General features: G+C 60.1%; 13 protein-coding genes. 7 read left to right on the top strand and 6 right to left on the bottom strand.

Annotation, left to right across the window (positions count from 1 at the left end; translation table 11 throughout):
- Nucleotides 1–15 precede the first annotated feature (15 nt).
- Complete coding sequence (locus HMPREF1257_RS06310) at nucleotides 16–1569, bottom strand: alkaline phosphatase (protein WP_023024537.1); 1554 nt, start codon at nucleotides 1567–1569, stop codon at nucleotides 16–18.
- A gap of 321 nt (nucleotides 1570–1890) precedes the next feature.
- Between HMPREF1257_RS06310 and leuS the strand changes: the two genes are divergently transcribed.
- The 5 genes from leuS (at nucleotide 1891) to HMPREF1257_RS06285 (ending at nucleotide 7738) form a co-directional block, all read left to right on the top strand.
- Nucleotides 1891–4737, top strand: a complete 2847-nt coding sequence (gene leuS, locus HMPREF1257_RS06305) for a leucine--tRNA ligase (RefSeq protein ID WP_023024534.1) — start codon at nucleotides 1891–1893, stop codon at nucleotides 4735–4737.
- 3 nt (nucleotides 4738–4740) lie between these two features.
- Nucleotides 4741–5475, top strand: a complete 735-nt coding sequence (locus tag HMPREF1257_RS06300) for a metal-dependent transcriptional regulator (protein WP_023024532.1) — start codon at nucleotides 4741–4743, stop codon at nucleotides 5473–5475.
- 135 nt (nucleotides 5476–5610) lie between these two features.
- A complete protein-coding gene (nrdI, locus tag HMPREF1257_RS06295; RefSeq protein WP_023016373.1) occupies nucleotides 5611–6084 on the top strand; it encodes a class Ib ribonucleoside-diphosphate reductase assembly flavoprotein NrdI in 474 nt (157 codons plus the stop codon).
- A gap of 39 nt (nucleotides 6085–6123) precedes the next feature.
- Nucleotides 6124–7137: a class 1b ribonucleoside-diphosphate reductase subunit beta gene (gene nrdF, locus HMPREF1257_RS06290; protein WP_023024529.1), complete on the top strand. Its 1014-nt coding sequence runs from the start codon at nucleotides 6124–6126 to the stop codon at nucleotides 7135–7137.
- A 34-nt stretch (nucleotides 7138–7171) separates the two neighbouring features.
- The gene (locus tag HMPREF1257_RS06285) at nucleotides 7172–7738 is read left to right on the top strand and encodes an NADPH-dependent FMN reductase (RefSeq protein ID WP_023024527.1); all 567 of its coding nucleotides are present in this window, start codon (nucleotides 7172–7174) and stop codon (nucleotides 7736–7738) included.
- Between the two features lie 28 nt (nucleotides 7739–7766).
- On the opposite strand, the gene HMPREF1257_RS06280 is transcribed toward HMPREF1257_RS06285, so the two are convergent.
- Nucleotides 7767–8405: a hypothetical protein gene (locus tag HMPREF1257_RS06280; protein WP_232208529.1), complete on the bottom strand. Its 639-nt coding sequence runs from the start codon at nucleotides 8403–8405 to the stop codon at nucleotides 7767–7769.
- A gap of 313 nt (nucleotides 8406–8718) precedes the next feature.
- Between HMPREF1257_RS06280 and HMPREF1257_RS06275 the strand changes: the two genes are divergently transcribed.
- On the top strand, nucleotides 8719–9165 hold the full coding sequence (locus HMPREF1257_RS06275) for a MarR family winged helix-turn-helix transcriptional regulator (RefSeq protein WP_023024523.1): 447 nt from the start codon (nucleotides 8719–8721) through the stop codon (nucleotides 9163–9165).
- A gap of 77 nt (nucleotides 9166–9242) precedes the next feature.
- Here the strand turns inward: HMPREF1257_RS06275 and HMPREF1257_RS06270 are convergent, their stop codons facing one another.
- From HMPREF1257_RS06270 to HMPREF1257_RS06255, 4 genes are read right to left on the bottom strand one after another with little or no spacing between them, the layout of a single operon-like run.
- The gene (locus HMPREF1257_RS06270; RefSeq protein WP_023024521.1) at nucleotides 9243–10217 is read right to left on the bottom strand and encodes an MDR family oxidoreductase; all 975 of its coding nucleotides are present in this window, start codon (nucleotides 10215–10217) and stop codon (nucleotides 9243–9245) included.
- A 35-nt stretch (nucleotides 10218–10252) separates the two neighbouring features.
- Entirely contained in the window at nucleotides 10253–11236 is a 984-nt protein-coding gene (locus tag HMPREF1257_RS06265) for an NAD(P)-binding domain-containing protein (RefSeq protein WP_023024519.1), read from the bottom strand.
- The gene (locus HMPREF1257_RS06260; RefSeq protein WP_023024517.1) at nucleotides 11236–11853 is read right to left on the bottom strand and encodes a response regulator transcription factor; all 618 of its coding nucleotides are present in this window, start codon (nucleotides 11851–11853) and stop codon (nucleotides 11236–11238) included. Before HMPREF1257_RS06260 ends, HMPREF1257_RS06265 begins: the two co-directional genes overlap by 1 nt.
- On the bottom strand, nucleotides 11846–12943 hold the full coding sequence (locus HMPREF1257_RS06255; protein WP_023024515.1) for a sensor histidine kinase: 1098 nt from the start codon (nucleotides 12941–12943) through the stop codon (nucleotides 11846–11848). The genes HMPREF1257_RS06260 and HMPREF1257_RS06255 overlap by 8 nt, the downstream gene beginning before the upstream one ends.
- Before the next feature lie 152 nt (nucleotides 12944–13095).
- Here HMPREF1257_RS06255 and HMPREF1257_RS06250 point away from each other — a divergent pair, with 152 nt between their 5' ends.
- Entirely contained in the window at nucleotides 13096–14079 is a 984-nt protein-coding gene (locus HMPREF1257_RS06250; protein WP_023024513.1) for an ABC transporter permease, read from the top strand.

The following is a 14079-nucleotide window of genomic DNA, read 5'->3' as shown; positions in this document are numbered from 1 at the left end:
GATTAATCGCCTGGATTAGTGGAAGAAGTTCCGCCAAGCATTCGGGTTGATGGTGATGATGCCCAGCTGCTGGGCCAAGAAGGCAATGGCCCCGATAGCCAGCGACGCGATACCGGCGCCCGCGATACCGGCGAGGAGCCCGCTCTTGGAGGAGCCGTCACCGTCACCGGCGTCGGCGTTGTCGTTGCTGCCCTGGTCATCGTGCTTGACCCACCATTCATTCAGGGTGAGCTTGGCCAAGGTGGTGTTATCGATGTAGTCACCGCGCACGGGGTCGGTGTGGGTGGCCTTCGCGCGAAGGGCCTTAGAGCCAGCGCCCTTGAAGAAGAATGGGACGAGCTGGTTGGTGTGCTGCGTGGAGTACCACTGGTGGCCAGAGGGCAGGGTGTTGCTGCCGCCACCGTTCATGGAGTTGAACTTGCCCTCAGAGCGCTCATTGGCACCGGAGAGGTATCCCGTTTCGTGGTCAGCGGTAACGACTAGCAGGGTCTCATCCCAGGAGGAGTTTTCTTCTACCCAGTCGATGGCGGCATCGACGGACTTATTGAAGTCCTGTACCTCTTCGATATCGCGGGCGGATTCGTTGCCGTGGCCGCTCCAGTCGATGGCACCGCCTTCGATCATGACGTGGAAGCCCTCGTCATTTTGGCCCAGTGCATTGAGGGCGCCGGTGGTCATGGTGGGAAGATCCACGACATCGTTGAACGGAGTGTCATAAGGCACTGTGGACTCGCCGGAGCGTGCCTGCTGCAAGGTAGAGGCCACAGGCGCCAGGCCGAAGTACTTCTCCCCCGCCGCGACATCACCTTGGGCCAAGGCCTCAAATTGCTCCTTGGTTTCGGCGTAGTTCCAGTCGGACTCCCCGGACGATAGCTTGTTGAAGACCTCTTCAGACAGGTACTTGTACTTGGCCTCATCTTGCTTCTTGTTGTCATCGTCATAGAACGGGTGGCCGGAGCCCATGATGACATCGAGGTCAGAGTTGAACATCTCCTCCGCAATCTCTTGGTAGTTATTGCGGGAGATATTGTGCGCGGCCCAGGCAGCTGGGGTGGCGTGGCTAAACGGCACGGAGGAGACCACGCCGGCGGACTTTCCGGCCTTCTTGGCGCGCTCGGAGGTGTTTTCCTGCTCGTGGCCGTAATCATTAACGCCAAGCTTGCCGTTATCGGTCTTCACACCGGTGGACATGGCGGTGCCGGCGGCAGAGGAATCGGTGTATCCCTCATCCACGTACTCGTGGGTTGCCCACGCCTTTTGTGGGTCGTAGGAAGAGCCATTGGGGTAGGTGGTCATGGACAGGCGGTTGAAGTCCTCGAAGCGCTGCACGGAATCGCCATCGAGTTCCTCTGGGCCTTCGGCGCTAAAAGCGCCATCGACCAGGTACTTGGACTGGCCAGTTTCGTAGAGGTTATTAAACGCCACGTGGCCGTAGCCCATTCCATCACCAATCATGTAGATGATGTTCTTTGGGCTCTGGAATTCGGTGGCGGTGGCTGGGGCAATTGCGCCAGCGGTAGCTACGGTCGCGGCTACGGCAGCGGCGCCAATGCGGAGAGAAGTGCGCATGAATTGTCCTTTGTGGAGGTGAGAGACGAAGAGATGGTGGCCCTGCAAACAAGAGAGAAGTAACCCAGACATAGCTGGGCGCAAAGCCTTGAGTTGAAGATAAAGGCGCGATTCAACTACGAAAGGAACTGCGCGTTAATAGCTCCTAAACACTGCCAGAACATCCCGAGGCACTCTTTGTTCTTTGCCTTAGCCCCCCTCACTCACCGCAGGAGTCATGGCGAGGAATTGCGGCTGACTACCGGTACGGCGCCGAATTAGTGAAGCAAAACCCACCTCTGCCTACCCCGCGCCGGGCTGGGGCTATTACACTGTGTGTTTATGACTAAACCGAGCGATTCCACGTCGTACCGCTACACCCCTGAGCTGGCGAACCAGATCGAAAAGACTTGGCAGCAGTATTGGAAGGACCACGAGACCTTTAACGCGCCGAACCCGGTCGGTTCGCTAGCCACGGGTGCGGGCGAGCTGCCCAAGGAAAAGCTCAACGTGCAGGACATGTTCCCCTACCCTTCCGGTGCGGGCCTGCACGTGGGGCACCCGTTTGGTTATATCGCCACCGATACCTATGCCCGCTATAACCGCATGCTGGGCAAAAATGTGCTGCACACCATGGGCTACGATGCCTTCGGCTTGCCGGCCGAGCAGTACGCCATCCAGACCGGTACGCACCCGCGGACCACCACGATGGCAAATATCGACAACATGCGCCGCCAGCTGGGCATGCTGGGCTTGGGCCACGATCCGCGCCGCTCGGTGGAATCCACGGATCCTGAGTTCTTTAAGTGGACCCAGTGGATCTTCCTGCAGATTTATAACTCCTGGTTCGATGAAGAGCAGCAAAAGGCCCGCCCCATTGCTGAGCTCATCAAGGAATTGGAGGCCAATAAGCGCACCACTAAGGACGGGCGCTACTACGAGGACTTGTCCCCGCAGGAAAAGGCCGAGGCCGTCGATGAGTTCCGCTTGGTGTACCTGTCCAACTCCACGGTGAACTGGTGCCCGGGCTTGGGCACCGTCTTGGCCAACGAGGAAGTCACCGCGGAGGGTAAGTCTGAGCGCGGCAATTTCCCGGTCTTCCGCAAGAACCTGTCCCAGTGGATGATGCGCATTACCGCGTATTCGGATCGCTTGCTCGATGATCTGGAGCTGCTTGATTGGCCGGAGAAGGTCAAGTCCATGCAGCGCAACTGGATCGGCCGTTCCCGCGGCGCAGAGGTAACTTTCCCCGCGGAAGGCTACGGCATCGATGTGTTTACCACGCGGCCAGACACGCTCTTTGGCGCGGAGTACGTGGTCTTGGCACCGGAGCATGAGCTTGTCGATGCCCTCTTGTCCCCCATCCCCTACGACGATGACGTGGACGAGCGCTGGACCTACGGCAACGATGATCCGAAGGAAGCCGTCGAGTCCTACCGCGCGGATATCGCGGCGAAGTCGGATTTGGAGCGCCAGGAAAACAAGGAAAAGACCGGCGTATTCTTGGGTACCTATGCCACCAACCCGGTCTCCGGTAAGCGCATCCCGATCTTCATCGCGGACTACGTGCTGACCGGCTACGGTACCGGTGCCATCATGGCGGTCCCCGCGCACGATACGCGTGACTATGAGTTTGCCCAGGCCTTTGGCCTGCCGATTACGGAGGTCGTCTCCGGCGGCAATATCGAGGAAGAAGCCTGGACTGAAGACGGTGCGTTGGTAAACTCCGCCAACGACAAGGGCTTGGACCTCAATGGCCTGAATAAGGCGGGGGCCATCGCCCAGGCCATCGAATGGCTGGAAAAGGACGGCTCCGGCCGCGGCAAGATTCAGTACAAGCTGCGCGACTGGCTCTTCGCTCGCCAGCGCTACTGGGGCGAGCCCTTCCCCATCGTTTACGACAAGGAGGGAATGGCCCACCCGCTGCCAGAGTCGATGCTCCCAGTTGAGCTGCCCGAGGTGGAAGACTACAAGCCGGCCTCCTTCGATCCAGAAGATAAGGACTCGGAGCCGCAGCCGCCGCTGGCCAAGGTCCGCGACTGGGTAGAGGTAGAGCTGGACCTAGGCGATGGCCCGCAGACCTACTACCGCGATACCAACGTTATGCCCCAGTGGGCGGGTTCTTCCTGGTACCAGCTGCGCTATATCGATCCCCGCAATAGCGAGGCCTTCTGCGATATTGAAAACGAGCGCTACTGGACCGGCCCGCGTCCAGATGAGCACGGTGAGAACGATCCAGGCGGTGTGGATCTGTACGTCGGCGGCGTCGAGCACGCCGTATTGCACCTGCTCTACGCCCGCTTCTGGCACAAGGTGCTCTTTGACCTGGGCTTTGTCAGCTCGCAGGAGCCGTATCGCCGCCTGTACAACCAGGGCTATATTCAGGCATACGCCTACACCGATTCCCGCGGCGTGTATGTCCCTGCCGCGGAGGTAGAGGAAAAGGACGGCAAGTACTACTACAACGGCGAAGAGGTCAACCAGGAGTACGGCAAGATGGGCAAGTCCCTGAAAAATGCCGTGGCCCCGGACGATATCTGCCGCGACTTCGGTGCCGATACCCTGCGCGTGTACGAGATGTCCATGGGTCCGCTGGATACCTCCCGCCCGTGGGCGACCAAGGACGTCGTCGGTTCGCAGCGCTTCCTGCAGCGCCTGTGGCGCCTGGCCATCAATGAGGACACCGGTGAAGTGGCTACTACCGATGCCGAGCTCACTCAGGATGACCTAAAACAGCTGCACCGTACCATTGCTGGCGTGCGCGATGATTATGAGAACCTGCGCCTGAACACTGTCGTGGCCAAGCTCATCGAGTACGTCAACTACTTGACCAAGACCTACCGCACCGAGGCGCCGCGCGCGGCGGTGGAGCCCATCGCACAGCTGGTCTCCCCCATCGCCCCGCACATTGCGGAGGAACTGTGGCAGCGCTTTGGCCACGATGAGACCATCACCTACGAGCCACTCCCCTCCTTTGAGGAGAAATACCTGGTAGATGATGAGATCCAGGTACCGGTCCAGATCAACGGCAAGGTTAAGTCCCGCATTAACGTCGCAGCCGATGCTGACCAAGACGCCGTATTCGAGGCCGCTTTTGCCGATGCCAAGGTGGCTGACCTCACCTCCGGTAAGAACGTGGTGAAGAAGATCTACGTTCCTGGCCGGATGGTGAACTTGGTGGTTAAGTAACCAATGAGCGTGGACGTCTCGGGCCTCTCGCCGTCCAATCAGGACTATCTCAAGGCCCTGTTTAAGCTGGGCGAATGGCATGACGAGCCCGTGACGGTAAAGATGCTCGCCCAGCACATAGGCGTACGGCTCTCCAGCGCGTCGGATGCGGTGCGGCGGCTGGAGAAAAAGGGTCTCGTCACCCATACGCCGTATGGTGCCATCGGGCTGAGTACCGAGGGGCGTGCCTTTGCCCTTGCCATGGTGCGGCGGCACCGCCTCATCGAGACCTTCCTGGTGGAATCCCTGCACTACCGCTGGGACCAGGTCCATGCGGAGGCTGAGCAATTGGAGCACTGCGTCTCCGATTTCTTTCTAGAGCGCATAGACGCTGAACTGGGTTTTCCGAGCCGCGATCCGCATGGAGACCCCATCCCCAGCGCCACGGGTGACTATCCGGCGGACTATGCCGCGACCCCCGCGTCCGAGCCAGGGGATCTGCGCAAACTCAGCGATCTGGAGCCCGGTGAGGCCGGTGTAGTCGATCGCATAAGTGATGCAGACGCCGATCTGTTGCGCTTTTTCAGCGAGAATAATGTGACCATCGGCGCTGTCGTGAGCGTGCGCGATAGCCAGCCCTATTCCGGCGGAATGGCTGTGCGCGTAGAAAACAACGAGAATGAGCGTGCCCAAGATGAGCATTCCGCGGCGTTTTCTTTGAGCTCTCACGCAGCCCGCGCCGTGTGGGTGCGCATGTAACTTTCCTGCCCTTCCTCTTTTGGAAGGTGGGGTATTTGCGCATGTCAACGGTGGTTAGTTGCGACGTAGTTAAAAGTACGTTAAATCTGTAGTTGAAGCAGAAAGTGCGCTTCGGCGCAGCCACTAAGGAGCGAAATGACTACAGCCTCGACGCCACCCTGCGGCACTAAGACCGCCGCTAATCTTGTGTATTTTTCCTCGGTCAGTGAAAATACCCACCGTTTTGTCCACAAGCTGGGCTTTCCAGCGGCACGCATTCCTTTGCGGCCGAAGCGTGAAGGAATGCTCTATGTCACCGAGCCCTTTGTGCTCATCGTCCCGACCTACGGCGGCGGCAATATCAAGGCGGCGATTCCGGTGCAGGTGCGCCAATTCCTCAACGTTCCGGAAAATCGCGCACTCCTGCGCGGCGTCATCACCTCTGGAAATACCAATTTTGGTGAAGCGTATTGCTGCGCCGGGCCACAGATAGCCCGAAAGTGCGGCGTGCCTGAGCTCTACCGTTTTGAGCTGCTCGGTACCGACCGCGATGTTGCCCGCGTACGGGAGGGGTTGCAGGACTTCTTTGCGCACCACCTCTACCCCACCGCCCACGCGTCCATTGCCTGATGGCTAGGGCCTCGAAGACAAAGAAAAGAGAAAGTACCGATGAAATATCAAGAGCTCATTGAGCGATCCCAAACCCCGCCGCATTTTCGCCACGATGCCTCCACGCCGCTGCGCCCAGTGAACTGGAATCGCATCTGGGATGATAAGGATTTAGAGGTGTGGAACCGCCTGACCTCGAATTTCTGGCTGCCGGAGAAGGTCCCGCTTTCCAATGACCGCAATGACTGGTCCCGCATGGACCCAGCCGAGCGCGATCTCACCATTCGCGTCTTTACCGGGTTGACGCTACTGGATACCGTGCAGGCTACCGTGGGCGAAATTAGTCAGATTCAAGATGCTCGGACGGAACATGAGGAGGCCGTTTATACCAATATCGCCTTCATGCAGGCGGTGCACGCGCGGAGCTATTCGTCCATCTTTTCCACCCTGGCCAGCACCGAAGAGATCGAAAAATCCTATGCGTGGGCCGTGGATAACCCAGTGCTGCAGCAGCGCGCTACCAGTGTGATGGTGCATTACTACGGCGACGACCCACTAAAACGCAAGGTTGCCTCTACCCTCTTATCCTCGTTGCTGCTGTACGCCGGCTTCTATCTTCCACTGCACTTTAGCGTGCACGGGAAGCTCACCAATACCGCTGACATGATCAGGCTCATCCTGCGGGATAAGGCGGTCCACGGCTACTACTCCGGATACAAGTTTCAGCGGGGACTGGACCATGCTACGGAAGCTCGCCGCGAAGAAATGCACGAATTCACCTTTGACCTGGTGCGCAAGCTCTATGACCTGGAGATGCGCTATTCCGGCGAGCTCTATGAACCGTACGGGCTTATGGATGATGTTGCTACGTTCGTGCGCTACAACGCCAATAAAGCCCTGATGAATCTGGGCTATCCCAACCTCTTCCCGTACGAGGAATGCCAGGTCAACCCGGAGATCCTCGCGGCACTCACGCCAGGATCGGATGAAAACCACGACTTCTTTTCGGGGTCGGGGTCCTCTTATATCATCGGCAAAGCCGTAGAGACCTCCGATGCCGACTGGGATTTCTAAAACCAACAAGCCTCCACGCGAAAGGACACACATCATGAAACTTCTTGTACTCGTTGGCAGCCTGCGGCGGGAAAGCATTGCGAAGAAGATCGCCAACCATGCCATGGAACTCGTTCCCGAGCACGTAGAGTGCCAGCGCTATGACCTGCGCACACTCCCGCTTTATGATTTCGACTACGACGATCCTGGCGTGGAGGATAAACCCACGCCGGAAGAGTACACCGATTTCCGCAACGCCATTAAGGAAGCGGATGCCATTTTGTTCGTCACTAGCGAGAATAACCGGACGATCCCGGCGTGTTTAAAGAATGCCATCGATATTGGGTCCAAGCCCAATTCCGATGTCGCCTGGAAGAATAAGCCAGCTGGCATCATCAGCCACTCCGTCGGCCGCATGGGTGGCTATTCTTCCCACAAGAATGTGCGCCTAGCCCTGTCCTACTTCGACATGCCGATGCCCGGTCAGCCCGAAGTATTCTTGGGCAATTCTCCCCAGCTCATCGGCGAGGATGGAAAGATCGAGCCATCCAGCACCATCGATTTCGTGCGCGACTACCTCGGGCGTCTTTTAGCGTTGGTACCTGCAGCTCCGCAACACTAGGATCTACCTCCACCAAGCAGCGAGGCGGTTAATCCCAGTATTCCGTGGCGCAGAGCGCGATGCCGTGCGCCCGGATTCCCTGGCCCGCCTCAACTGGGGCATCAACGATGAGCGGGAGCCTGTCGATTTCGCATACCCAGAACTCCCCTCCCCCAAACTTATTGGTCCTGTTCTCGACGTTGTTCACGGTCCCCGCTAGCTCCACCTGCGGGTTGAGCAGGCTGGGCTTGTAGTTCTGATAAAACCGTTCCGTGGCTGGGGAGCGCAGCGAAAACTCCGCCGGGTCCGTTAATTCATAGTCCAACGCAACGACTGCGGGTCGCACGCGGCCGCGCAGTTTTTCACCGCCTACGGGGTTGCCGGTGGGAAGCGTGAAGGGGGCATCGCTAAGCACCGCCCACCGGAGATCCTCCATGTCTAGGATGCCAATAAATGGCATGGCGCGATATAGCGTTGCCTCTACGTCTTCCCCGCCTCGGAATGATGGCAAGACGGTCCACTCCCCCTCGTACTCCATCGCCGTGACAGCTATGCCGGAGGGATCCGCATAGTAGAGAACTTGATCAAAAGCAGGTGCGTCCCACAGTGTCCGGTCTGCAGGAAGCTCCGCGATGAGTTCCTCCGTGTCCAGGAAGTCGAATCCGCAGGCGCCAAAAAGTTTATCCATGCCCGCCATCATAAACAGCCGCTTACCCGACGGGGGACGCAGCCGACTCGAAATCCGGCCGGTAGTTACTTAGCAAGTTCTAATGATAGATAGTATCCAGCACACGTTAGTACCAATACATAGCTTTCAAAAAGCAAAGTAAATGCGTTTAAACTGGCAAAAATATGGCAATTATGAATGATCGGAAGTTAAAATCCCGCGCCTTAATAAATGGTGGGGGTTGATGGATCAACCTCTCCTCTCAGTTATCGGTTGAGTAATCAACTGCGCAGTATATAATGCTATTTAAGTCAAAGCCTAAGGGGGAGATACTGTGCGCCCAGAAGAAAGTGCGGCGTGGGCGGACTTTGTAGCGATGCAGCGCGCGCTGCATAGGGAGTTGGCCAATGCACTGCACGCAGCCGCGAATGTGAGTGAGGCCGACTATGCTGTGCTGGCCGTCCTGCTGCGTCGCCGTGGGCAGAGCACCCGGCCGCATGAGCTGGCTGCGGAACTGGGGTGGGAGAAATCGCGGCTGCATCGACAACTCGTCCGGATGGAGCGGCGCGAGTTGGTGATAAGGCGGAACGCGGAGGAGCTAGGCCCCCGGGCAATTGAAGTCACAGTGACGAAAAGCGGCGAGGAGTCGTTCGCCACCGCCTTGGGGAACCATACCGCGAAAGTAGATGAAAAAGTGGTCTCTGTCCTGACGGAAGAGGAGCTGCGGCAGCTGGGGTCCATCTCGAGGAAAATCACGCGGCACTTGGCGGGCGGCGCCTAGGCCGGAGGAACATGAAAGGCACCCCGCCAGGAGTGACGGGGTGCCTTTCTAGCTGTAGGCCCTAAAGGACTAAGGCTTTAGGAAATCTTCAGCACCGTGCGGCCGTGGTGGCTGCCGTTGATGAGGGATTGTGCTTCCTCCACCGCATCTTCCAGCGGAAGGGTATTGGTCAAGGACTCTAGGATGGACAGGTCCAAGGTGCGGGCAAGGAGCTGCCAAGCATTCTGACGGTAGTGCAGCGGGGCATCGACGGAGTTCACGCCAGCCAGGTGCACGTTGCGCAGGATGAAGGGCATTACGGTGGCGGGCAGGTCGGGGCCGCTTGCCATACCGGTAGCGGCAACGGTGCCGCCCCACTTGGTGCGGGCCAGGACGTTGGCCAGCTCTTGGGAACCGGAGGTGTCTACGGCGCCGGCGTAGACGGCCTTTTGCAGGGGCTTGCCCGGCTCGGTGAATTCCGCGCGGTCAATGATCTCATGTGCGCCGAGCTCGTGGAGGTAGTTGGCGTAATCATCGGGGCGGCCGGTCATGGCGTGGACCTCGTAGCCGGCATTGCGCAGAAGGTTGACGGCGATGGAGCCAACGCCGCCGGTGGCACCGGTGACGAGGACTGGGCCATCGGGAAGCCCACGCAGCGAGTTAACGCACAGCGCCGCGGTGTAGCCGGCAGTACCGACGGCAGCGGCCTGCTCCGCGGTGAAATCTGCAGGCAGGGCAACGGTGGCGCGGGAATTGACGCGCTGCTTCGGGGTGTAGCCGCCGTGGCGGAATTCGCCGAGGCCATCGCCAAAGGAGGCAACCAAAGTACCCACCGGCAAGCGCTGCACATTCGAATCGGATACGGTGCCGACCACGTCGATGCCGGGCACCAGCGGGTTGGTGCGGACGACGCCGGGATCGCCGGTGATCGCCATCGCGTCCTTGTAGTTCAGCGAGGAATAGGAGACATCAACGGTCAGGTCGCCCTCGCCGAGGAATTCTCCCTCCTCAAAGGAGGTAGTGACGGATTTGTCTTCGTTACGGGTAACAAGTAGCGTGCTCATGCTCACCATGGTACGTGAATTGTGATGCAACCATTTTTGGGCAGCTAAAGGTTGGGGGAGCAGAGCTTGGCTATATCCCCCGCGGCCTGCTTGGCAAACGGGCTCACCCCGGTAATCGTTGCGGATCCTGGTCCCGTCCAAGTGCCGTAGCCAACGAGGAACAGGCCCTCGACGGTGGGGGTGCGGCCATCGAGAAGCGTGCGGAAAGGCCCCAGCGCCGGGCGGAACCCGGTGCACCAGATGAGGTGATCTGCCTTCACCTCATCGAGGCTGGAGAACATGGGGGAGGACTTAAGCAGTCCCTCATCCCGGGCGCGCTTGACGGGAGGAACGACGACGATATCGCCCAAGTTGGTATCCGCGCCGGGATCGGGCTCACCGCGCATCATGGCATTAAGGCGGGCGCGGTTGCGCTGGAAAAGCACGCGGCCGTCAACGTCATCGGGCATCCACCGCGGCGTCTTCGCCGTAAACCAGGTGGTATCTACGCCAGAGAGCACGAGCTCTGCGGCAATCTGGGCCCCGGAATTGCCCGCCCCAACAACGGCGACGGACTCGCCACGGAAGGGATCGGGCCCAGGGTAGACCGCCGAGTGCCATTGCCGCCCGGCAAAGGAACCGGGGTAATAGGGGATAAACGGCGAGGACCACGTGCCGGTAGCCGCCACCACGGTGCGCGCGGTGAGGCGCTCGTCACCGGTGGTGACATGAAAGCGCTCGCCGTCGTGGGTGACCTCCTGGACCCGCACCGGCCGGCGTACGGGCAGGTCATAGCGCTGCTCGTAGCGGGTGAAGTAATCGATGACGTGGCTGGCGGGCGGAAATCCGTCGTGGTGGGGCATCGGCAAGCCGGGCAAGTTGGAAGACGCGCTATTGCTAAAGAGCGTGAGCGACGGCCACGCGTGGCGCCAGGCCGCGCCAGGGGAGGGATCGGCATCAAGGATCTGGAAGTCGAGTCCCTTCCTGCGCAGGTAATAGCTGGTGGCCAGGCCGGCTTGCCCGCCGCCGATAACGATGCAATCGAGCATTAAATGAGCTTTCTTTCGCGGGCTACGGTCACCGCGGCCGTGCGGGTGTCCACGCCCAGCTTCTGATAGATGTGAATGAGGTGCGTCTTCACGGTGGCCTCAGAAATGAAGAGCTGGTTGGCCAGCTCCTTATTGGAAGATCCGGTCGCGAGCGCGCGGAGGATTTCCAGCTCGCGCGTGGACAGGGACTGCTCCGGCTGGCCCACGCGCTGGGCCAAGAGGTTGACCACCTCTGGGGCGAGGGTGCGCCGGCGCGCGGCGGTATTGAGCACCGCCTCGTGCAGCTCTTCCTCGGGCGAATCCTTGAGCAGGTAGCCCATCGCGCCGGCCTCGACCGCAGCCAGGATATCCGCCTGGGTGTCATAGGTGGTGAGGATAAGCACGGGCGGGCCACCGGCCTCGGACAGCTTTTTGGTGGCGGTGATGCCATCGACTCCTGGCATCTGGATATCGCAGACCACGACGTCGACCTCGGGGGAGCCATCGGCAAAGAGCTTGTCCACGTCCGCGCCATTATCGCCTTCCATGACCACGCGGACATCGGAAAAGGTATTGAGTATCGCGCGCAGCCCGGCGCGGACGACGGGGTGATCATCGATAAGCATGACGTTAACCATGGGGCTGCTCCTTGAGGGGGATTCTAATGGCAAGGGCGGTGCCATCGCCGGATTCGAGGCTCAGGGAGCCACCGACGCTCTCCACGCGCTGGGACAATCCTTGCAAGCCAAAACCGCTGTCATCGCCGTGGCGCGGGGGCGCAACTACACCGTGCCCATTATCCACGACGTCCAGGGTGACTGCATCCTCGAAAAGGCCCAGGGTGACCACCGCGCGGGAGGCGTGCGCGTGCTTGATCACGTTATTAAGGCCCTCTTGCGCGGCGCGCACGACCACTTGCTTGATATCGCTGGGTACGCTGCCGCTGCCGGAAACCACAAGGTCAAAGGTGGTGTCCTCGCCCAAAGCCTCCGTGCGCCGGCGCATCTGGGACAGGTTGGAATCCAGCTGGGTTTCCAGGCGCTCATCGGGCCCGGCGAGCTCGCGGACGAAGCGACGGGCCTCGGCTAGGTTCTCGCCTGCGGTGTCCTCGATGACGGCGAGCTGCTCGTTCTTGGTCTCTAGGTCATCGGTCGTGCGGGCGGCGCGGGATAGCAGCAGGATGGAGCTCAACCCTTGGGCCACGGTGTCATGGATATCCCGGGACAGGCGCTCGCGCTCTTCCAAGCGCCCGGCCTGGTGCTCGCTGGCGGCCAGCTCGGCCTGGGTTTCTTGCAGCTGCTTGGCGATGTCCCTGTGGTGCGCCGCCTCCGCCTGCAACCGGCGCTGGATATAAAACACGCCCGCGGCAAAGGTCGTGCCGATAAGCGGCCCGATGGCCGCGGCGATGGACCAGCCATCCGGATGCAGCCACGCGGGAATGAAGGCGGCCGCCGCCCACAGCACCGTGATGGAGATAAGCCCGGGCCACTTGGGCAAGGCGCGCAGGAAGACGAAGATGAGCGGGAACTCGAGCCACATGAAATCTTGCGCGTGGACCATCAGCCCCAACCAGAGCAGGCACAGCCCGGTGAGCCAGAGCCAGGTGGGAAGCCAGCGCGCGGCCGCGTACACCGCGGCTAGGCCGATGGCCAAAAGGATGGCGCGGGCATCTAGGCGGTCATCGATGTAGGCGCGGGCCACGCCGAAAAGCAGCAGGAACGCGAACATGGCGTGTAAGCCCCAGAGCCATAATTTCTGTCCAGAAAACACATTTTCTACAGTATCTGCCGGAGGGTGGATGAGGGATCAACCAGTTGGTTGACTGGAGGTTCAACTAGGCCGCCGATTACTTCTGACCTGCACAAAGGGACTATAGAAGTATGTTCTTAGCTATTCGTGAAATTACCGCAGCGCGCGGCCGCTTCGGGCTCATCGGCGGCACCGTAGCGCTTATCACCCTGCTCCTAGTTATGCTTTCCGGCCTGACGGAGGGCCTGTCCAAGCAAAATACCTCGGCGCTTGAGGCCGTGGCGCAGGATCACCCCTATGTCAGCTTTTCTACCGAAGAGCCCGCGTATAACGAGTCCGAGATCCATGAGAAGGATCTTTCCGGCGATGCGATTGCCTTGGGCACCGCGCAAACTAAATTGGAGGGCGAGGGCGCGGTAGGCGTGATGGGCTTGCCGGCCGGTACGACCATCCCTAATTCCAACGCCACCATCTCCAAAGATGGCGCCGTCCTGTCTGACACGATTGATGCCTCCGACACCGTGAATATCGGTGGGGTAGACCTTTCCGTAGAGGGCACCGTTGCCGAAACGCAGTTTTCCCACTCGCCGGTGGTATGGGTATCTACCCAGACTTGGCAGAAGGTGAGCCACGCACCAGACGGTGTGGTCGGCACGGTTGCCCTGCACTCCGAAGAGGTCCCCGGCTCGGTCGAGATGTCTGATTCCTTCTCCGGCCTGCCCGCTTATCAGTCCGAGCGCGGTTCGCTGTTGACCATGCAGGGCTTCCTCTACGGCATCTCCGCATTAGTCACCGTCGCCTTCCTGACAGTGTGGACCCTGCAGCGCACCCGCGATCTTTCCATCCTGCGCGCCCTGGGAGCCTCGGTGCGCTACCTGCGGCGCGATGCCCTGGCCCAAGCCGCACTGATTTTGGCAGCCGGCACCATCCTCGGCGCGTTCGTCGGCTGGCTGCTTGGCCTGCTGGCCTCCGGCACCGTCCCCTTCGACGTATCCGTGCGCACCATCATCGTTCCCGCGGTGGGCATCTGGATCCTGGGCATGGCCGGTGCCTTGGTTTCCACCCGCCGCGTAGCCAAAGCCAACCCCCTCGATGCATTGGGAGGAAATGCCTAA

The sequence above is a fragment of the Corynebacterium sp. KPL1814 genome, assembly GCF_000478175.1.
Classification (GTDB): domain Bacteria; phylum Actinomycetota; class Actinomycetes; order Mycobacteriales; family Mycobacteriaceae; genus Corynebacterium.
Note: the sequence above shows the minus strand (reverse complement) of the source record. Positions and strands in the feature narration are given on the sequence as shown.